Annotated in this window: 25 protein-coding genes; 13 read left to right on the top strand and 12 right to left on the bottom strand. The window is 68.1% G+C overall.

Annotated features, from left to right (window positions below; genetic code table 11):
• Positions 1-2211 (top strand): 3'-5' exonuclease, encoded by a 2211-nt coding sequence (locus MICNX66_RS01185; RefSeq protein WP_187662981.1) that lies wholly within the window; start codon positions 1-3, stop codon positions 2209-2211.
• 9 nt (positions 2212-2220) lie between these two features.
• Here the strand turns inward: MICNX66_RS01185 and MICNX66_RS01180 are convergent, their stop codons facing one another.
• The 3 genes from MICNX66_RS01180 to MICNX66_RS01170 all read right to left on the bottom strand — a co-directional run bounded on the left by MICNX66_RS01180 (position 2221) and on the right by MICNX66_RS01170 (position 4650).
• On the bottom strand, positions 2221-3000 hold the full coding sequence (locus MICNX66_RS01180; RefSeq protein WP_187662980.1) for a hypothetical protein: 780 nt from the start codon (positions 2998-3000) through the stop codon (positions 2221-2223).
• Between the two features lie 34 nt (positions 3001-3034).
• Entirely contained in the window at positions 3035-3697 is a 663-nt protein-coding gene (locus MICNX66_RS01175) for a Rab family GTPase (protein WP_187662979.1), read from the bottom strand.
• Positions 3698-4005: 308 nt separating this feature from the next.
• Positions 4006-4650, bottom strand: coding sequence for a MerR family transcriptional regulator (locus tag MICNX66_RS01170; protein WP_187662978.1), 645 nt, complete (start codon positions 4648-4650; stop codon positions 4006-4008).
• A 70-nt stretch (positions 4651-4720) separates the two neighbouring features.
• Between MICNX66_RS01170 and MICNX66_RS01165 the strand changes: the two genes are divergently transcribed.
• Positions 4721-5239 carry a monooxygenase family protein gene (locus MICNX66_RS01165; RefSeq protein ID WP_187662977.1) on the top strand — a complete coding sequence of 173 codons (519 nt, stop codon included), beginning with the start codon at positions 4721-4723 and terminating at the stop codon, positions 5237-5239.
• Between the two features lie 12 nt (positions 5240-5251).
• Here the strand turns inward: MICNX66_RS01165 and MICNX66_RS01160 are convergent, their stop codons facing one another.
• Positions 5252-5425 (bottom strand): hypothetical protein, encoded by a 174-nt coding sequence (locus MICNX66_RS01160; protein ID WP_187662976.1) that lies wholly within the window; start codon positions 5423-5425, stop codon positions 5252-5254.
• Positions 5426-5789: 364 nt separating this feature from the next.
• Between MICNX66_RS01160 and MICNX66_RS01155 the strand changes: the two genes are divergently transcribed.
• From MICNX66_RS01155 to MICNX66_RS01125, 7 genes are all read left to right on the top strand, one after another.
• Positions 5790-6170 (top strand): hypothetical protein, encoded by a 381-nt coding sequence (locus MICNX66_RS01155; RefSeq protein ID WP_187662975.1) that lies wholly within the window; start codon positions 5790-5792, stop codon positions 6168-6170.
• 121 nt (positions 6171-6291) lie between these two features.
• Positions 6292-6927, top strand: coding sequence for a hypothetical protein (locus tag MICNX66_RS01150; RefSeq protein ID WP_144881520.1), 636 nt, complete (start codon positions 6292-6294; stop codon positions 6925-6927).
• 376 nt (positions 6928-7303) lie between these two features.
• Entirely contained in the window at positions 7304-7588 is a 285-nt protein-coding gene (locus tag MICNX66_RS01145) for a hypothetical protein (RefSeq protein ID WP_187662974.1), read from the top strand.
• 249 nt (positions 7589-7837) lie between these two features.
• Positions 7838-8170: a YciI family protein gene (locus MICNX66_RS01140; RefSeq protein WP_060921302.1), complete on the top strand. Its 333-nt coding sequence runs from the start codon at positions 7838-7840 to the stop codon at positions 8168-8170.
• A 10-nt stretch (positions 8171-8180) separates the two neighbouring features.
• Complete coding sequence (locus tag MICNX66_RS01135; protein ID WP_187662973.1) at positions 8181-9476, top strand: RNA polymerase sigma factor; 1296 nt, start codon at positions 8181-8183, stop codon at positions 9474-9476.
• Positions 9473-9628, top strand: coding sequence for a DUF2599 domain-containing protein (locus MICNX66_RS17035; RefSeq protein ID WP_105949069.1), 156 nt, complete (start codon positions 9473-9475; stop codon positions 9626-9628). Before MICNX66_RS01135 ends, MICNX66_RS17035 begins: the two co-directional genes overlap by 4 nt.
• A 32-nt stretch (positions 9629-9660) precedes the next feature.
• Positions 9661-9846 carry a hypothetical protein gene (locus MICNX66_RS01125; protein WP_105949068.1) on the top strand — a complete coding sequence of 62 codons (186 nt, stop codon included), beginning with the start codon at positions 9661-9663 and terminating at the stop codon, positions 9844-9846.
• Positions 9847-9866: 20 nt separating this feature from the next.
• On the opposite strand, the gene MICNX66_RS01120 is transcribed toward MICNX66_RS01125, so the two are convergent.
• Both MICNX66_RS01120 and MICNX66_RS01115 read right to left on the bottom strand, forming a co-directional pair.
• Positions 9867-10133, bottom strand: a complete 267-nt coding sequence (locus tag MICNX66_RS01120) for a hypothetical protein (RefSeq protein ID WP_187662972.1) — start codon at positions 10131-10133, stop codon at positions 9867-9869.
• 196 nt (positions 10134-10329) lie between these two features.
• Positions 10330-10902, bottom strand: a complete 573-nt coding sequence (locus MICNX66_RS01115; protein WP_232089152.1) for a TetR/AcrR family transcriptional regulator — start codon at positions 10900-10902, stop codon at positions 10330-10332.
• Positions 10903-10977: 75 nt separating this feature from the next.
• Between MICNX66_RS01115 and MICNX66_RS01110 the strand changes: the two genes are divergently transcribed.
• On the top strand, positions 10978-11979 hold the full coding sequence (locus MICNX66_RS01110) for an SDR family NAD(P)-dependent oxidoreductase (protein WP_187662971.1): 1002 nt from the start codon (positions 10978-10980) through the stop codon (positions 11977-11979).
• A 62-nt stretch (positions 11980-12041) separates the two neighbouring features.
• Here the strand turns inward: MICNX66_RS01110 and MICNX66_RS01105 are convergent, their stop codons facing one another.
• Complete coding sequence (locus tag MICNX66_RS01105) at positions 12042-12374, bottom strand: hypothetical protein (RefSeq protein ID WP_187662970.1); 333 nt, start codon at positions 12372-12374, stop codon at positions 12042-12044.
• A gap of 43 nt (positions 12375-12417) precedes the next feature.
• Positions 12418-13287, bottom strand: coding sequence for an NmrA family NAD(P)-binding protein (locus MICNX66_RS01100; RefSeq protein ID WP_187662969.1), 870 nt, complete (start codon positions 13285-13287; stop codon positions 12418-12420).
• 82 nt (positions 13288-13369) lie between these two features.
• Here MICNX66_RS01100 and MICNX66_RS01095 point away from each other — a divergent pair, with 82 nt between their 5' ends.
• The gene (locus tag MICNX66_RS01095) at positions 13370-14074 is read left to right on the top strand and encodes a helix-turn-helix transcriptional regulator (RefSeq protein ID WP_232089151.1); all 705 of its coding nucleotides are present in this window, start codon (positions 13370-13372) and stop codon (positions 14072-14074) included.
• Between the two features lie 58 nt (positions 14075-14132).
• Positions 14133-14510, top strand: a complete 378-nt coding sequence (locus MICNX66_RS01090; RefSeq protein WP_187662968.1) for a VOC family protein — start codon at positions 14133-14135, stop codon at positions 14508-14510.
• A 324-nt stretch (positions 14511-14834) separates the two neighbouring features.
• On the opposite strand, the gene MICNX66_RS01085 is transcribed toward MICNX66_RS01090, so the two are convergent.
• From MICNX66_RS01085 to MICNX66_RS01070, 4 genes are all read right to left on the bottom strand, one after another.
• Positions 14835-14999, bottom strand: coding sequence for a hypothetical protein (locus MICNX66_RS01085; RefSeq protein ID WP_187662967.1), 165 nt, complete (start codon positions 14997-14999; stop codon positions 14835-14837).
• A gap of 148 nt (positions 15000-15147) precedes the next feature.
• Entirely contained in the window at positions 15148-15870 is a 723-nt protein-coding gene (locus MICNX66_RS01080; protein ID WP_187662966.1) for a 3-keto-5-aminohexanoate cleavage protein, read from the bottom strand.
• A 7-nt stretch (positions 15871-15877) separates the two neighbouring features.
• The gene (locus tag MICNX66_RS01075) at positions 15878-16105 is read right to left on the bottom strand and encodes a hypothetical protein (RefSeq protein ID WP_187662965.1); all 228 of its coding nucleotides are present in this window, start codon (positions 16103-16105) and stop codon (positions 15878-15880) included.
• A gap of 276 nt (positions 16106-16381) precedes the next feature.
• Positions 16382-16822 carry a VOC family protein gene (locus MICNX66_RS01070; RefSeq protein ID WP_187662964.1) on the bottom strand — a complete coding sequence of 147 codons (441 nt, stop codon included), beginning with the start codon at positions 16820-16822 and terminating at the stop codon, positions 16382-16384.
• A gap of 99 nt (positions 16823-16921) precedes the next feature.
• On the opposite strand from MICNX66_RS01070, the gene MICNX66_RS01065 reads away from it, so the two are divergent.
• On the top strand, positions 16922-17872 hold the full coding sequence (locus MICNX66_RS01065; protein WP_187662963.1) for a helix-turn-helix transcriptional regulator: 951 nt from the start codon (positions 16922-16924) through the stop codon (positions 17870-17872).

Genomic DNA, 17872 nt, shown 5'->3' with positions numbered 1-17872 from the left:
ATGCCCACGATCGTCTGGGGGGCCGCGAAGGACCCGAAGCATGATCAGGCCGTGAAGGCCAAGATCTACACCTTCCTCGGCAAACTCAGCGACGACGACACCGTTCCGGGGCTCCACATCGAGCCGATGCAGAAGCCGCGCGATGCGCGAGCGCGCACGGGTCGGGTGGACATCCACTGGCGAGCGGTGCTCTTCAAGCTGGAGCCCGCGGGCGACGAGCCCGTCTATGTGTACGCCGGAACGTGGCATCACGACGAGGCCATCAAGCGCGCACGGACGACGACGCTGAGCATGAACCCCGTCAACGGTCTGGCCGTCCTACGGCAGGAACTCGACGCCGCCGACGAGACTGAGACGGAGGTTCCCGCAGCGGCCGTTCCCACCGGCGAGGAGGCCCCCGCTCAAGCCACAGCGCTTCTCGCCGATCTCGGGTTCTTCGTCACGGACCTGACAGAGGAGTTCGGTTTCGACGAGGAGACGGCGCAGGCGGCGTTCCGAATCACGGACGACGACGCCCTGCTTGACTTCGCGTCCGACCTGGACACCGCCTGGCAGGCCGACGTCCTCGTCGCGATGGGCGCCGGAACCGCATTGCACCTCATCAAGGAGGAGCTGAAGCTCGACCAACCCGTCGTCATCGACCCGGGTGCGGACGACGACACGAAGCTCGTCGAAGCACTGCGGCATCCCGCCGCCCAGATGCAGTTCACCTTCATCGACGACACGGAAGAGCTGCGGCGCGTCATCGAGGGCGGCGACTTCGGCGCATGGCGCGTGTTCCTGCACCCGGAACAGCGGGAGTACGCCGAGCGTCCGCGCAACGGATCGTTCCGGCTCACCGGAGGCGCGGGCACCGGCAAGACCGTGGTGCTGTTGCACCGCACTCGGCACCTGGCGCGGAAGGATCCCCACGCACGGATCGTGCTGACGACGTTCACGCGAGCGCTGGCCGAGAACCTGCGCCGCGACCTGGAACGACTCGATCCTGATCTGCCGTTCGCGGCCAAACTCGGAGAGCCGGGCATCCTTGTCCGTGGAGTCGACCAGATCGCTTCCGATGTGCGCGCAATCGCCGGCGGCACGGCCTTCGGCGAGGCGGCACTCGCCGTCATCGGGTCTTCCCGTGACAGTATGGCGAGCGCCGCGGAGATCGACTGGAAGTCGGCGATCCATGAGGCCGGCAGTGAGTTGCCGATCGCGCTGCGGTCCGAAGCCTTCCTCGAGGGTGAGTACACGCAGGTCGTCCTGCCGCACAGCATCCACCAGCTCGACGACTACCTGCTGGTGCGACGGCCGGGACGCGGCGTCGCGCTCGACCGTGGTCGACGTGCCGCCGTCTGGGCAGTCATCGAGCAGGCACGCAAGAACCACCGGATCGCCGGAGCACTCTCGTTCGCCGAGGTGGCTGCGGTCTCGGCAGAATGGCTGCGGTCGAACGGGCAGCCTCTCGCTGATCACGTGTTGATCGATGAAGCCCAGGACCTCGTTCCGTCGAAGTGGCAGTTGCTGCGTGCTCTCGTGGCCGAGGGCCCTGACGACCTCTTCATCGCCGACGACACGCATCAGCGGATCTACGGGCAGCCGACGGTGTTGAAACACTACGGCATCGCCGTGCAGGGCAGATCGCGTCGCCTCACGCTCAACTACCGCACGACTCTCGAGAACCTGAGATACGCGATGGAGATCCTGTCCGGCGTGGGGTACTCCGATGCCGAAGCAGAAGACGTGACGACCGCGGGCTATCGCTCGTCACGGAGCGGACCCAAGCCGGTCGCCCGTCCGTCGAAGTCGGATTCCGCGCAATTCGACGCGATCGCGGATGACCTGAAGCGATGGATCGCCGAAGGCGTGAAGCCGGAGACCATCGCCATCCTGTCAGTCTCGAACGCCTCGTCGAAGAAGGTGCAGCAGGGGCTCGGGCAACGTGACGTACCGGTGGCACTGCTGAACTCGCCTCGCATCCCAGGCGGACAACCCGTCGCCATGACGATGCACAATGCGAAGGGCATGGAGTTCTCACGCGTGGTGTTGTTCGACGTTTCGGACGGCGCGTTCCCGCCGACGATCGCGTACAAGGGTGTGCCGGACGAGGAGAAGTCCGATCTCGACAAGCGCTTCCGCTCGCTGCTGTACGTCGCGGCGAGCCGTGCCCGCGATGAGCTGGTGGTTACCTGGAAGGGAGCACCGAGCGCGTTGTTGCTCGGTGGCTGACGCGCGCGGTCAGAACTTGATGCTCGTGGTGATCTCGATGCTGCGGATCGACTTGACCTCACGCGTGAACGCGGCTCCGATACTGACGCCCTTCTTGCCCGACACAGATTCGGCGATCGACAGAGCAGTCCGAAGGTTGGCGTCGGACTCCCGTGTTCCACTGAGCGTCATCCTGTATCCCTGAATCGGGTTGGCGCCGGTTCGCATCTCGACGAGGGATCTCAATTGCTGATCGTTCGTCAGATTGTGGAGGCGCAGGAATTCCAGTGCAGCATCCGAATCCGGCTCGCTGCCGCCGAAGGTCAAGCGACCCTCCAGGCGATCATCGAGCTTGCGCGCCACCTCTCTCGAGACATCCGTGTCGCCGCCCCCGAACCCGGGAATGACCATCTTGATCCCACCGCTGATCCCCGCGGTCTGACGCTCGATCTTCGCGTCCTCGAACTGCACCTCTTTCGCACCGAGAAGTTTCGCGACGTTCGCGAGGTGATGATACTTCGCGCTGGCGAACGACTCGAGCGCATGCTCAGAGAACTCGAAGACGTCGGTCTCATACGGGTTCTTGATCAGCAGCGCTCCCGGAATGAGCTGGCCGACGGCTCTGAGCATCTCCTGAACAGCGTTGACCTGCGCCGCGTTGCTCGCGGCCATCACCGAATACGGGACGACCATCGCATCGAGATCGTCGAGCAGGGCCACGGAGCCTGGGTCTCCCGCGATGTCCAAGTACAGACCGTCTTCGGCGACCAGAACCGATCGAGGAGATCTACCGTTCTCGATGTCCTTCACGCGGGCACACTCCTCTGTGTTCGGGGCGGGCCGACTACTGCAGACGGTTCTTGATCCCCTTGAGCAGCCTATCGGCGTCTCTGGACGTGGCCAGGCTCCCGACGACGACCGCAACGCCACCGAGTTTGACGGACCCGAGCTTGACGACATCGGCGGCTTCCACTTCTCGGGCGACCCGTGCGGGATGACGAGCGTGATCCGGATGCGCGTCCGCCCAAGTACCGACGAGCAGGATCTTCGGCGCGTCGCCGGACATCCCGCCGAGCCATCTGCTGAACAGTGCAAGGTGGGTCTTCATCATCTGCGTCGCCTCAGGATCACCGCTCGCGATGAGGTCTGCTCGGAAGAGGTACCAGACGTGATCGGCGTCCGCGAATGCGTCCTTCCATCCGGCGACATTGAGACCATCGCTGCCGGGCAGGTCTCGCGGGACCGCGAAGTCGACCGTCCTGCCTTTGATCTCGAGCGGAAAACGACCACGCTCGCCGCCGGGCACGGCGTGCGGCAATGCTCCATCGGGAGCGCCGAAGTCGCGGAGAAGCCTGATGAGGGCGGTCTTGCCGGTCTGCGGCGCGCCGAGAATCGCCACCGTGCGCTTGTCGAGGATCTTCCAGATCTTCGGTATCGCGGTGATGAGGGCCCCGCTGACGGCGACAACGGCTATCGCGACGGGTACAACCAAGATCGGAAACGGCACTTCTGCACTCCCTGGCTGAACGCTTATCGAGTCACTCGATGCGGATGATCCAGAACCATCGGCCGGGTCCGGGTGCGGTCAAGCCTAGCGGCGCTGGGGTCGTGCTCGGTTCCGTCGGGCATGTCACGAGCCAGAGGTTCTCGAGGGCGAACCGGTTAACGCAGTGGGCCGACTTCCAGCACATCCGTAACGCTCGTGTTGACGTTCGATCCTTCGGACCGCTACACGCCTCGGAAGCAGTCATAGGTCCGCAGCCTATCGGCTGACGCGCAAGCAACTGCAGACACTGCTCGATGCAGACACCACCATCAGACTGAAGCCAAGTGGTTAGTCGAGGACTCGTCGAACTTCACTCCAAACCGCTCGCCCGAGCTCACCTGCTGCGCCACCCGCCGCAACGCCAACAGCAACGGCTCCACCAACACCGACCCCAGCACCACGTACCGCACCGCGGCTTCCGCAGACTCACCCGGCACCCCCGCGATCTCCGCATCCGCGATCCGCCGCGCACTCGCGAGGTACTCCGCCATCACCGCCTCCGGCACCGTGAACCCGACGCGCTCCAGCCCCTGCAACGCTCGCGAGACCGCATGCAGCACCGCGGGGTCACACATCCCCGGCTTCCACCCGAGCTGCGCGGCGAGCGCCTCGGCGCCAGCGAGGTCCAAAGACTCATCCACCGGCGGGGTGATCGCGGCATGCGCGGTCCCCAGCAACTCGTGCGGGTTCGCGGGCGGATCATCCAGCGCCGCGACCACCCGTCGCGTCTCAGCGATGCTCACGCCCGCATCGAGCAGCGCCCGGATCACGCGCAGCCGCTCGACGTGCTTCTCGCCGTACAGGGCCTGCGTCGCGGAGGTGCGCTCCCCCTCGGGCAGCAGCCCCTCGCGCAGGTAGTACTTGATCGTCGGCACGGTCACGCCGGTCTGTGCTGACAGTTCAGAAATTCTCATGGCCACCTCTTGACTTCGATAGTAGCGCTATCCATTATGGATAGCACCACTATCCATACGAGGAGTCGCCATGTCGAAAGTCATCACGGGCCGCATGACCCACCGCCACGAGGGCGAGCTCGTCGTGTTCCACATCGGGATGCAGATCAACCGGCGGTGGCGCCCCGACCTGTGGCTGCCGGCGTTCGTCGCCATGCCACGCATGCTCCGCGAGCTCAGTACCGAGACAGACTCCGGACTGCTCGGCTACCAGCTCCTTCTCGGATCGGGCGGCCCCTACGTCGTGCAGTTCTGGTCGTCCGTCGACAAGCTCTACGCCTACGCCTCGAACCCGGACCAGCAGCATCGTCCGGCGTGGTCCGCCTTCAACCGCGCAGCCCGCAAGGCTCCGGGAGCGGTCGGCGTCTGGCACGAGACCTTCCTCGTCGACACCGCCGAGAGCGTGTACGTCTCGACGAAGCGCATGGGCCTCGCGGCCGCGACGGAACACGTGCCCGTACCGCGACGCCACGACCGTGCGCAGGCGCGATTCACGGACGGAAAGACAGGGGCCCCCGCGGCAGCGCCCGCGCACAAGCCAACGGCGTGAGGCAGGTCGCGCTCAACGTCCGGACGGACGGCGAGGTGCGGATGGCATGCGCCCCCGGCCACGGCTCCGGCGACGCGCGATCATTCGCGCCGCCCCGCGCACGAGCACGAACGCGAGCACGAGGATCACGACCGCGACCGCTGCGGTGATGGCGAACCCGGTCCAGCTGAAGAACGACGCATCCATGCCTGGATCCTAGCGCTCCGCCCGCTTCTCGGCGGGGTCCTCGAATATATTGCAATAGTCCTCATACGAGAGTTATCTGTTTTCAGATCGCTACGACCTTGAGGGGGACAACATGCACGTTATCGGAAGGCGCGTGTCACTGACGGCACTCGCGCTGGCCGCGGGGATTTCGCTGCTCGTCGCATCGCCGGGAGCCGCCGTTGCCGCCACTTCGGCTGCACAGTCGGCGGAGGGCGACAGCTCATCAACATTGAGCAGCACTCCCGGGACCTCACCGATCCCACCCGACGACACGAAAGGATCCGGGCACACGAACGTCGTCACTCCCCGCTGCGTCGTCTGTGGGGCTCCCGTCAAGAAGGCCGTGAAGGTCAGCGGCCCCGTGCTGGTCCAGAAGAAGTTCGTCGAGTACCTCACGGGCGCATGGGCGCGTTCGACCGGATACTCGTGGCGGGAGGACACCACCGTCACATCGTCGATATCGTCCGGATTGGGCGTCAGCGCCGGCGTGGCGTCCAGCAACCTCGGGGTCTCCTCGAGCGTCACGAAGACCTACGGTGTCACGGTCAACATCAGCGCCAACAGCAGCAAGTACTCCAAGCTCGGGCTCGCATCCAACTTCAATCGGTACGCGGTCAAGTCCACCTGGTTCCAGAACGGCAAGGTCGTCCCTGGGTCGACCTGGACCTACGGCGATCTTTACTCCCCCACCAAGGATCAGTTCCTCGTCGTGTACTACCGCTGACGTGACGCTCCTTCTGCGATGGAGTGTCGGGGTGCTCTGCCTCAGCGTCCTCGCGACCCTGGCATCCTGCTCTCCGGGGGAAACGCCACATTCGACCGCCTCGTTCGCACGGACATCCGCGATGATCGTCCAGCCGACCAACGCGGCCTATCCGATCAACCTGATCTTCGTGGCCGAGCCCGACGACGCGATCTGGACCGACCTCACCGGCATCGTGCTTTCGGACGAGTTGTCGATTCCGCCGGGCGACTTCACCGTCATGCGTGGAGACGGCGCCAACGGGGTCATACTCGGGAACGTCACCTTCACTGTCGACGTTGCCGCCGCCGGGCTGTCGTTCCGCACGGTCGGCCTCGTCTTCGCAGGCTCGTCGACGATCACTCAGGTTCCCGTTGGCAGCTGGTCGCTGAGGGGCGCGCCGGCCGACGACTTCGCCTCGGAAGACGCCGGTGCGGACGTAGTCGGGATGTCGAGGTGCACGACGGCCGACTTCCCCGTTCCTGATGCTGTGGCGTCGGTTCAGCGCTTCGACACGGGCTCACCAGACGTCCACGCAGACGAGGTCGCGCTGGACTCCCGGTCGCACAGCGTCACAGCGGAACTCGCGTGCGACGGAGACTTCGACTTCCGCGTCATGAGCCCGTCCATCGACTACACGGACGACAGCGGCAAGGCACGCACCACTCGCCTTGCGCCCGTGTCGATCGGCTTTCAGGATGTCACCGATGCGGACCTGCAACGCATCTCGCGACGTTGACGCATACGTCTTTCGCTCGCACCGAGCTACACGAGAAGGGAGCCACGATGTTCGTCGGCCAAAAGCACAGCCCCAGACACTATCCAGGTCACTGCCACCCAGCCGTATGTGGTTCCGGGCTTGGTGTGGTGGGTCGACACGTACCGTGGAGGTCCCTGCAGATGAGGGATGTGCCGCGAACCTGGTGGGGAGTGATCACAGAGCGCGGGCGCGAACGGGCGCTGACAATCGCGATGGGCCTGCTGATCGCAGCAGCCACGGTGCTCTCAGTGCTCTACCCCCCCTACAGGACCATGGTTGTTCGTGATCACCGCGCTGATCGGTGCCGCGTGGTACCTGCACATGATGAGGCGTTGGCTAACTCGAAGGGCGACGAATGGCCGGAATCCCGATGGTGCGTGACGTGCGATCGGAGCAGCCGCTCGTCGTCGAGCATTCGACGTGGTTCGCAACGATCACGCACCCCCGCCGCCATCTCGTCGCGACCCTGTGCGTATGGGGCTGGTTCGTCGCGGTGCTCGCAGGCGCGGACTCTGTGCCGCAGCTCGCTCCGGCGCTCGAAGCGACTGCGGCGACGGGCGCCGCCGTGTGGCACTTCGCGATGATGAGGCGATATCGCAACGCGAGCCGGCATTCCTCGCCGCCCGGACCCATGTCGTGATCCCAGCCGGGCTGCCGTCGCGGAGGTGGCGCCGGCCCTCATCCATTCAACTCCACGCGCCACCGGCGACCAGCGCGCCGACAACATCGTCGAGACTGGTCTGCTTCCAGGTGGCCGAAGGCGACTTCTGAGGCCCGCCCGTTCGCGTTCAGTGTTTCGACGCGATCCTTTTCCCGGTTCTGTGTCCTGTGCGCTGGTGGTCGTCCGTCGTCTGGGTAAGTAGATGTAGAAAGACCTTGAGGAGAACACATGCGCTACGTACTTTTCATCTGCACCGACCCGACCGCTGAGCCCTACGTCGAGGCCGAGGACAACGCCGGAGAGTGGGTGGCGTCGCTGCAGGACAGCGGCTCCTACGTCTTGGGCGACCGTCTGCGGCCCGTCGAAGACGCCACGACCGTGCGCGTCCGAGCCGGCGAGCGGATCGTGGCCGACGGACCGTTCACCGAGAGCCGCGAATGGATCGCCGGGTTCGACGTGATCGACGCCGACGACCTCGACGCCGCGATCGAGATCGCCGCCGCACACCCGATGGCCCGGTTCGGCCTGGTGGAGGTGCGGCCCGTGTGGCCGCTCGGGTGACGATGTGACCATGCCGGAAGGGCCGCCGGGCACGCTTCCGGATGCCATGGCCGCCGTTCGGCACGTGGCATCGATCGAGTACGGCCGCGTGGTCGCGAGTGTGATCGGCACAGTCCACGACTGGACCCTCGCGGAAGACGCCGTTCAGGACGCTCTCACGCGAGCGGTCGAGCGGTGGCCAGGCGACGGGGTTCCGGCGAACCCCGCCGCCTGGGTCACGACCGTCGCGCGCCGCCGCGCAATCGACCTCGTCCGGCACGCGGACGCCGAGCGCCGGGCGGTGACCCGGCTGGAGCACGAGCCGCACGATGGCGTCGACAACACCCGAGAAGCCGACGACCACGACGACGCGTTCCCGCACGGGGACGAGCGGCTGAAGCTGATCTTCACCGCCTGCCACCCCGCGTTGACCTTGGAAGCCCGCGCGGCGCTGACACTCCGCACTGTCCTGAACGTGTCGATCGAACAGCTCGCCGGGATCTTCGCGGTCGCACCCGCGACGATGGAGAAGAGACTCGTGCGGGCGCGGGCCAAGATCGCGCACGCGAACATCCCGTACCGCGTTCCGGATGCCGCGCAGCTCGACAGTCGAAGTGCCAGCGTCTGCGAGGTCCTGTCCGCCCTGTTCACCATCGGCTACTCCGATCCGACGCTCCAGCCCGACCCCGGCGCCGAGGCCATTCGACTTGCTCGGCTGTGCCGGCAGCTGCTCCCCGCGGACTCCCCGGCTCGACTCGAGTTCACGGGCCTTCTCGCCCTCCTGCTCCTTCAGCACTCCCGCCGCGCGGCACGCACGACGCCCGACGGCCTGTCCGTGCCGTTCGATGAACAGGATCGCGAACTGTGGGATGTCTCCGAGATCGACGAAGGGCTACGGCTTCTCGACAACGCCGTAGAGGAGGCGGCACGGGCGGGCATCCACGGCGGACGACACCTCATCCGCGCCACCGTCGCGGCCGAATACGTCCGCCCCGCCCCGGGGACCGAGATCGACCACGCCCGCATCGCCGACATCTACGGGGTGCTGGAACAGGTGGATGCGTCGCCGTTCGTCCGCCTGAACCGTGCGGTCGCCGTCGCGAACGCGGGACGACCGGCCGAAGCCCTCGCACTGACGGAGGCGCTCGAAAGCTCGCTGGGAGGACACCACCTCTACTCAGCGGTTCGGGGAGATCTCCTGCAGCGCCTCAAGCGCGTCGAAGAAGCGAGCTCCGCGTTTCGCGCTGCCGCGCGTGCCGCTCCGACGGAACGCGAGCGACGGTCTTACTCCCAGCACGCGGACGACATCGCCTCGGCGTCGACGTGACCTGCGCCCCTCCCTCGTACGAGGGCAACGAGTTCTATAGCCAGCTTCGGTGCCACGCCGACATCGCCTCGTTCAAGGCGCCATGGAACCTCGACGCGTGGCGGCCTGACGCAAGTTACAGCGACGTCTTGGCCGCAGGATGCAACCCGTAGGAGCGATTGTGAAGCAACAAACGAGACGAGCAATGGTCAGCATGGGATTCGTCGGTGCCGGCGTCATCATCCTCGCCATCGTCATGGCGATTGCTGACGGCTACATCTCAGACGCGGAGCACACGACTGGGAACGTCGCACCTGCTGCTCTGACCGGCCTGCTCGGCGCATGCCTCATGCTCCGCGGCTTCGGAAGCATCCTCCTCCGAAAAGAGTGACCAAGGGTCTACAGCTCTGCTCACTCGGCCCCGCTACCGGACACGGAGCGATCGGTGAGGTTGACGCCGATCGTAAAGGCAAGGAGCCCGATCACGAGGTACACCGGTAGCGCATCTCCGGCCGGGCTGTCGAGGTTGCCCGACGAGCCGAACCACGCAAGGACCCCGAACCACACCAGAACGGGAACGATGGCGAGAAGAGTGCCGAGCTTCCTGCCGACCCGCCCCACCAACGCCCCCCAGAGGAGAAGAGCCACGCCCACCGCGACAAAAAGCATGATGTCCACCTCTAGCAGTTCCTCACCCACGGCCACCACACGCCCGCCGGCCCCGACACGATGCCGCGGGATCGCGTTCGCTGTGTCATGCGACACATGAAACCATACATATGAGGTCACAAGCGATATTCTCGACTCGGGGTATCCGACGAGTGCAGCATGGAGAACCACGACCGTCGCGCCGCACAGCAATCCAGCGAGAGACTCAGCCCGCCGCGATCCCCTGCAGCAAGCGCACCACCGTCTCCTCCACCCGCTCCGCGCTCAACGGCTGCCCGATCAGGGCGGAGTACGAGGCGATCGCGATGAACTCGTCGGCGACCGCGGCGGCATCCACGTCCGCCCGTACGTCTCCGTCCGTGCGTCCGCGTGACACCCGCTCCGCGACCCACTCCCGGATCGGCGCCGCCAGCCGCCCGTTCAACACCAGCCCCAGCTCCGGATCAGCCGCCGTCACCTCGATGAGGGCCCGCGCGAGCGACACACCCTCGGGTCGGGCCAGTCCCGCGGACACCGCCGTGAACCACGCGCGCAGGTCCGCGCCGAGGTCGTCCGTCATCGGCACGACGACATCCGCACCAGGGACCGCGCCTTCGAGCAGCGCTTCCCCGAGGATCGCGGCCTTCGACGGCCACCACCGGTAGATCGTCTGCTTCGACACCTCCGCCTCAGCCGCAAGACCCTCGATCGTCACGGCCTCGTACCCGTCTGCGGCGAGCGCGCGACGCATCGCCTCCAGCACGGACTGGCGGGCCTTTTCACTGCGAGGACGGGGCACCTTTCGAGCGTACAGAGGCGTACACTGGAACATAAGTAGACGCACCGTTGCGAAACCCGAGCAAGGAGAAAGAGCATGGCCCTCACCGCACACTCCACCATCGGCGACTGGATGAACGACCCCACCGGCGGCCCGCTCATCCGGGGCCTGTTCGAGCAGACGGGCGCCGACCCCCAGCTCCTGACCCCCGTGCTCGGACTCCCCCTGCAGCAGCTCGTCGCCATGAGCCAGGGCCAGCTCCCGCAGTCGGTCGTCGACGACCTCGTGCGCGCCGCGAACAACGGCGAGATCCCCGAGGAGGACGCCGCCGAGGGCTGGACCGAGAAGGTCACGGCGGGCCGCTTCGCCGGCAAGACCGTCATCGTCACGGGTGCCGCCTCCGGCATCGGCAAGGCCACCGCCTCGCGCATCGCCCGCGAAGGCGGACGCGTGATCGCCAGCGACATCGCGGCCGAGAAGCTCGACGCCCTCAAGGCCGAGCTCCCGGATGCCGACATCGTCACGGTCGCGGGCGACCTCACGAAGCAGGACGCGATCGACGCCGTGCTCGCCGCCGCGGGCGACCGCATCGACGGGCTCGCGAACGTCGCCGGTATCAACGACGACTTCTCCCCTGCGGGCGAGACCCCGGATGCCGTGTGGGACCGCGTCATCGCGATCAACCTCACCGCGCCGTTCAAGCTCATGCGCGCGGTCATCCCCGTCATGGAGAAGGCCGGTCGCGGCGCGATCCTCAACGTGTCGAGCGAGGCGGGTCTGCGCGGCAACGCCTCGGGCAACGCCTACACGGCCAGCAAGCACGGCATCATCGGGGTCACCAAGTCCGCCGCTTTCATGTACGGGCCGAAGGGTATCCGCGTGAACTCCGTCGCCCCTGGCGGCGTCGCCACCGGCATCCCGATGCCCCCGAACATGTCCGAGTACGGCTCCGGCCGCCTCGCCCCGTTCCAGCAGGCCATCCCGACCGTCGCGACCGCCGAGCACCTGGCCGCGTCGATCACCTTCCTGCTCTCGGATGACGCCGTGAACATCAACGGCGCCATCCTCGCCTCCGACGGAGGCTGGTCCGTGCAGTAACGCGACTCCATGGAACCGACGCCCCCGCCGACCCGAACGGCGGGGGCGTTCTCCGTCCGGGGTCAGCGCCTCTGCGTGAGGACCGTGGTGGCGAGGGCGGTGGCGATGATGCCGAGCGCGCCCACGCCGAGGAGCACGAGACCCGCGGGCCAGACCTCTCGCGTGAAGACGTCATAGCTGTCGTCGTACTCGACGATGTGCTCGACCGTCCCGACTCCCGTGAGACTGATGCCGACGATCAGGGCCACGACCGACACACCCCACGCGGCGATCCATCCGAAGCTGTTCACGGCCAGCCGTCGCCGCTCCGCGAGGTCGACCTCATCGGTCTCGGGCGCGGTCCCCGACCGCGCGTCGTCATCGGTCTCGGGCGTCACCTCGGATGTGGTCTCCACGGCCGCACCATACCGGACGGGACCGGTTCCGGCAGGACGCCGGTCACACCACTCCGACGAGCTCCTCGCGCACCCACGCTTGAAGGGTCGTCGGCGTCGTCGAGAGGACGGACCGCGGCTGCTCCGCCACGAAGCCGTCGCGGAGCCCGGTCGACATCCCGAGCACGGCCACGGCCATCGCCTCCGGCATCCCGGCGGCGCGGAGCCCCTGGCGCATCTCCTCGTCGTCGATGCGCTGCACGGTCACCTCTCGCCCGAGCTCGCGCGTCAGGATCGCGGCGACCTCAGCCCAGCTCAGGTCCGCGGGTCCATGCACGGCCTGCACCCGCCGCCCCCTCCACTCCCCGTTCAGCAGCGTGAGGGCGGCGACCTCCGCGATGTCGCGCGGCGCCACCCACGGCATCCGTAAGTCCAGCGGCAGCACGGTGGCGAGCGTCCCTGCCCGCAGTGACTCGACGTCGAGCAGCAGGTTGGTGAAGAAGTAGCCGCAGCGCAGATGCGTCACGTCGATGTCGAGGGCGTCGAGCGCGACCTCCGTGCCGGCCAGGCCGTCGATCTCGCCGACGCCGTGCCGCTTCTCCGCCCCGACGCTGCTCTGGAACACCACCCGCCGGACGCCGTTCGCCCGGACGGCCTGCACCAGGGCCTCGGTCGCACGCGCGTAGTCGGCGAGCGGGTCGTCGGAGAACGCCGACGGATCCACCCAGTACAGGGCATCGACGTCTCGTGTCGCGGCGACGATCGCCTCGGGATCCTGCGAGTCGGCCTGCGCGATGTCGACGTACGGGCGCAGGTCGGCGGCGATGCGATCGGGGTCCCTGGTGAGCAGTAGGGGACGGACACCGGCGCGGATCAGCATCCGGGTGAGGTGGTGCCCGACGTGGCCGTTCGGGGTGGTGACAGCGATGCGCATGAGGGTCCTCTCGGTCGGTGTCGCTCCACGCTACGGACGGATACGGCCTGATTCCGGCCGCATCTCGCGCGATGATGGAGCCGTGGACGCCCCCTCGCACCGCACCCTCCATCTGCTGTCCCTCCTGCAGACCGGCGGCGAGTGGAGCGTGCCCGACCTCGCCGCCCGCCTCGCGGTGAGCCCGCGGACGGTCCGCCGTGATGCGCAGCGCCTGCGCGACCTCGGCTACGACGTGCTCTCCCGCCCCGGTCCCGGCGCGGCCTACCGCCTGCGACCGGGGACGCGCATTCCGCCGTTGCTCCTGGACGCCGACGACGTCACCACGATCATCACCGGGTTGCTCGTCCTCGAAGCGTGGAGCCCGGAGGACCCGGCCGCCGCCGTCGCCCGCGGGAAGATCGAACAGGTCCTCCCGCCTGGCCTCCGGCGACGGGCCGCGGCGACGGCGCTGTCCACGCAGATCCTGCGGGCCGAGCCGGCGCCCGCGGAGTGGGCTGCGGTCGGGACGCTCGCGGACGCGGTCGCTCAGGGTGCTCGGGTCGCTTTCACCTATACCGACCAGCACGATCGCGCTTCAGAGCGGGTGATCGCGCCGCATCGCCATATCTTCCGCGGAGGGCGGTGGTATGTGGTCGGCTTCGACATCGACCGCGACGACTGGCGGCTGTTCCGGCTCGACCGGATGCGGGAGGTGCGGGCACTGCCGGGGGTGTTCGCGCCCCGGGAGTTCCCGTTCGCATCGGTCGAGGAGTGGCTCACGAGCGACTTCGGCCGTTCCGAAAGCTGATCGCACGCGGCGGCGCAAGCCCCTCCGCGGACGCCTTCCCTCGCCGTACCCTCGCCGCATGTTGAAGATCGTGTCGATCGTGATCCGCGTGGACGACCTCCCGGCCCAGACCGCGTTCTGGAAGGCCGCCCTCGACTACGTCGAACGGGACCCCGCGGAGGACGACTGGGTCGTGCTCAGACCCCGCGACGCCGACGCACCCTGCATCGCCCTCGACGCACACCACTCGGAGCGTGTGCTTCCGCCACGCATCCACCTCGACATCTATGCGGAGGATCAGTCCGCGGAGGTGGAGCGCCTCGCCGGACTCGGAGCGCGGGAGGTGCACTGGGACGGCCGCCCCGACGACGCGGACTACATCATCATGGAAGACCCCGAGGGGAACCGCTTCTGCATCGTGGACCGTCCCGACTGGCGTGGGTGGAGCACCGCGTGAGTCCGGGGTGTTCGTGCGGCCCGTTCGTGCGGTCTCCCGCGGGTGCAGAGTGCGAAGACGCTCCGGGGCGGGCGGCGTTGGGGCCGTTTCTGATCCCGTGTCGGCACTGAATGGGATGCACCCGGTGGGGAGTGCGAAACCGTTCCGGTCGAGGCGAGATCAGGATCAGGGATTTTTCTGCGCTCGCACCGGGGTCCCGGACGGGAACCGGTGCAGAGAAGGGCAGAAACGTGCCCGAGCCGGCGACGGGAGGAACGGTTCTGCGCCTGCACCGGGACTTCAGCGACGACGCATGAGGCCGTCGAGATCGCTGGAGGCGAAGGGTCAGAGAGTATCCGGCGCGGTGGTGCGCTCGGCGGCAAGCGCGCGGCGATGCGCAGTCAGCGCCGCCCGGACCGCCGAGTAGATGATCAGCCACAGGAGCAGCAGCGCGAGAAGCGGGACGACCAGGTAGACGAGGAGGAAGAGGACGGAGGTACCGGCGAACATCGCTCCAGCGTAGGGGCGGTCGTGCTCCAGCGACGGTAGGTAGCAGAGGATCGCCACCTCGTTGCGGTCAGAAGTGCAAGAACGCCCCGAATCCGGTGGCCGAAGGGACGTTCCTGCACTCTCACGCGAAAGGAGGGACGCGGCGTGGCTAGGGGCGCGGGAGGCGGGCGCGGGCGGCGCGGACGAGGGCGGCATTGCTCGGAGCCTCGGAGCCGTCCGGGAGGAGGAGTGTGTCCTCCAGGCCGATCCGCGTGTCGAGGCCGAACTCCGCGGCCAGGTCGAGGGCGGGCCAGGTCGACAGCTCCTCCCCGTGCAGCAGGATCGGCAGGTCGGGCTCCTCGCGAGCCACGTGCGCGATCAGACCTTCAGCGTGCGAACGGACGACGTCGGCCGCCTCCGCCGGAAGCTCCACGAGCACGCGCAGGCAGTCGCCGCGGACCGGGGAGACCCGCCACGCCTCGAGTCCCGCCGCGTCCCAGATACCCGCCTCCACGCCGATGCCCCGTCGACCCAGCGCCACGGCCACTTCGTCGGCCCCGTCTTCGTGCCAGTTCACGGAGGCATAGTCGGGGAGCTCCGTCCAGCCTTCGATGGCCTCGAGCCTGCGTGACACGTCGGGCTCCGCCCAGACCCCGGTCGTCACGCCCACGGGCACTCCCGGCGCCGCGGCGCGGACGGCCCCGAGCCACCGCTGCACATCCTCGGGCGCGAGGGAGTCGCGGCCGGCGGCATCCTTCGGGTGCACGTGGATCTCCGCAGCCCCGGCATCGACGGCCGCCGCGGCGTCTTGAGCGACCACCGTCTCGTCGGCGCTCAGCCATGGGTGCTCCGCGACGTCTCTGGCACCGTTCACACAGGCCTGCAGGATCATCCGCGCCTCACCACATGAGGTCGCGCGGGTGCGCTTCGTTCGGGGCCACGTCCTCCGACGGCCCCTCCTCCGTGCGGACGAAGTGCTGCACCTGGCGCGCGGTCGCCGCCCCGCGGCCGACCTTCACCGCCTCCTCCATCGACTCGAAGCTGCTGCCCAGCGTGTGCGACTCGCCCTGGATCCGGTTGAACCAGATGCCGTTGCGCGAGAACGTCTCGATGTCTCCTGCGGCCATGCCCTGCCTTTCGTCTCCTCCTTTCTACGTGAGGCGACCGACAGCGAAGAGGCCCTTGACATGTCGTGTCGCCCGCAGGCGCCGACCCACCCCCTTACGCGCATCCCGGCCCCCTGCGGACGGTCGCAAGGGGCCGGGTCGACCGCAAAGGACCGGTTCGGGCACAGGAGGCACGCCGCTCGTCGAGCCACCCCGTTCTGTGCATCCCGGCCCCCTGCGGACGACCGCAGAGGGCCGGGACGACCGCACAGGGCCGGGTCGAGTGTCCGACGGCGATCAGGCGACGTCGAGGACCCAGGTCACGCCGAAGCGGTCCGTGAGCATGCCGAAGCCGGCCGACCACGCGGAAGCGGCGAGGGGCTCGACCACCGTCGCGCCGTCGGCGAGGGCATCCCACACGGGCTGAAGCTCCGCGAGGGAATCCGCCCGCAGCGACTGGAAGAAGGAGCGGTCGGTGATCGTCATCCCGTTCTCGCGGCGGGTGGCTCCCGAGGGCGCAGCGGTGTCGTCCGCACCCGGGATGTCGTACGCCATCAGCCGCACGGGTCCGTCGAGCTGCCCGAACACGACCTTGTCGAACCCGGGAACCCGCTCCGGCATCCCGAACTGCCCGTAGGTCGCCGCGGTGACCTCGCCGCCGAAGACCGACCCGTAGAAGTCGAGCGCCTCCCGAGCCGTGCCGCGGAAGTTGAGGTGGGTGGTGGTCGTGAGAGTCATGGTGTCCTCCGTGTCCCGGCCCGCCGATCGGGCCGTGTGACCCCACCCTCACAGCAGTAGAGGTCTGTTCCTGTCCGCTTCCCCACACAGAATGGAGCCATGACCGGAGGCTCCTCGCGCATGCTCGCATTGCTGTCCCTGCTGCAGGCGACACGGGACTGGCCGGGCGGGGAACTCGCCGACCGTCTCGGCGTCACAGCCAGGACGGTGCGCCGCGACGTCGATCGACTGCGCGCGCTCGGCTACCGCATCGGATCCAGCAAGGGCCCGTACGGCGGCTATCGTCTCGAAGCGGGGTCGGATATGCCGCCGCTCCTGTTCGACGACGAGCAGGCGGTGGCGATCGCCGTGGCCCTGCAGAGTGCGAGCGCGACCGGGGTCGAGGTCACCGAGGCCGCACAGCGGGCTCTCGCGACCGTCCGCCAGGTGATGCCCTCACGCCTGCGCCACCGGATCGACGGCATCCGCTTCACCGGAGCGCCCGCCGAGGTCCGCGTGGACCCGGCCGTGCTGGAGGCGGCGAGCGCGGCCGTGCGCGACCGACAGGTGCTCCGATTCGACTACGGCTCCGCACGGGACCGCCCGCCCCGGCGCACGGAGCCCCATGCCGTCGTGGCGCGGGAAGGCCGCTGGTACCTGCTGGCCTGGGACCTCGACGCGGCCGACTGGCGCACGTACCGCCTCGATCGACTGCGGCCCCGCACGCCGACCGGGCCCTCCTTCACGCCGCGGCCTCTCCCCGCCGCGAACGCGCAGACACTCCTCGCCGCGCGCGCCAAGGGCTCGACGACCGAGGACCGCTGGCCGTGCACGGGCGAGGTGGACCTCGACCTGCCCGCGCGGGAGGTGATGCCGTGGGTCGGCGACGGCGAGGTGGTGCCCCTGTCGGACGGCTCGTGCCGCCTTACGGTCGGCTCCTGGTCGTGGACGGGTGTGCTCGCCGCGGTGGCCCGGTTCGACGCACCGTTCACGGTGGTCGGGCCCGAGGCGCTGCGCGAGGCGGCGGGGATGCTGGCGCAGCGGTTCGCGGCAGCGCACTCCTCCTCCTGA

Origin of the sequence: Microbacterium sp. Nx66 (genome assembly GCF_904066215.1) — a bacterium.
Taxonomy (GTDB): domain Bacteria; phylum Actinomycetota; class Actinomycetes; order Actinomycetales; family Microbacteriaceae; genus Microbacterium; species Microbacterium meiriae.
The sequence above is the reverse complement of the archived record's forward strand: the minus strand, read 5'-3'. Positions and strand labels throughout refer to the sequence as shown.

What these genes read in the sequence shown, in the direction of transcription:
- MICNX66_RS01135 (WP_187662973.1), top strand. Translation starts at nt 8,181, where the DNA reads ATGCCGGAAGGGCCGCCGGGCACGCTTCCGGATGCCATGGCCGCCGTT.
- MICNX66_RS01075 (WP_187662965.1), bottom strand. Translation starts at nt 16,105, where the DNA reads ATGGCCGCAGGAGACATCGAGACGTTCTCGCGCAACGGCATCTGGTTC.
- MICNX66_RS01070 (WP_187662964.1), bottom strand. Translation starts at nt 16,822, where the DNA reads ATGACTCTCACGACCACCACCCACCTCAACTTCCGCGGCACGGCTCGG.
- MICNX66_RS01065 (WP_187662963.1), top strand. Translation starts at nt 16,922, where the DNA reads ATGACCGGAGGCTCCTCGCGCATGCTCGCATTGCTGTCCCTGCTGCAG.
- MICNX66_RS01145 (WP_187662974.1), top strand. Translation starts at nt 7,304, where the DNA reads ATGGCCGGAATCCCGATGGTGCGTGACGTGCGATCGGAGCAGCCGCTC.
- MICNX66_RS01140 (WP_060921302.1), top strand. Translation starts at nt 7,838, where the DNA reads ATGCGCTACGTACTTTTCATCTGCACCGACCCGACCGCTGAGCCCTAC.
- MICNX66_RS01150 (WP_144881520.1), top strand. Translation starts at nt 6,292, where the DNA reads ATGATCGTCCAGCCGACCAACGCGGCCTATCCGATCAACCTGATCTTC.
- MICNX66_RS01085 (WP_187662967.1), bottom strand. Translation starts at nt 14,999, where the DNA reads ATGTTCGCCGGTACCTCCGTCCTCTTCCTCCTCGTCTACCTGGTCGTC.
- MICNX66_RS01100 (WP_187662969.1), bottom strand. Translation starts at nt 13,287, where the DNA reads ATGCGCATCGCTGTCACCACCCCGAACGGCCACGTCGGGCACCACCTC.
- MICNX66_RS01160 (WP_187662976.1), bottom strand. Translation starts at nt 5,425, where the DNA reads ATGGATGCGTCGTTCTTCAGCTGGACCGGGTTCGCCATCACCGCAGCG.
- MICNX66_RS01125 (WP_105949068.1), top strand. Translation starts at nt 9,661, where the DNA reads ATGGTCAGCATGGGATTCGTCGGTGCCGGCGTCATCATCCTCGCCATC.
- MICNX66_RS01170 (WP_187662978.1), bottom strand. Translation starts at nt 4,650, where the DNA reads ATGAGAATTTCTGAACTGTCAGCACAGACCGGCGTGACCGTGCCGACG.
- MICNX66_RS01165 (WP_187662977.1), top strand. Translation starts at nt 4,721, where the DNA reads ATGTCGAAAGTCATCACGGGCCGCATGACCCACCGCCACGAGGGCGAG.
- MICNX66_RS01090 (WP_187662968.1), top strand. Translation starts at nt 14,133, where the DNA reads ATGTTGAAGATCGTGTCGATCGTGATCCGCGTGGACGACCTCCCGGCC.
- MICNX66_RS01080 (WP_187662966.1), bottom strand. Translation starts at nt 15,870, where the DNA reads ATGATCCTGCAGGCCTGTGTGAACGGTGCCAGAGACGTCGCGGAGCAC.
- MICNX66_RS01185 (WP_187662981.1), top strand. Translation starts at nt 1, where the DNA reads ATGCCCACGATCGTCTGGGGGGCCGCGAAGGACCCGAAGCATGATCAG.
- MICNX66_RS01110 (WP_187662971.1), top strand. Translation starts at nt 10,978, where the DNA reads ATGGCCCTCACCGCACACTCCACCATCGGCGACTGGATGAACGACCCC.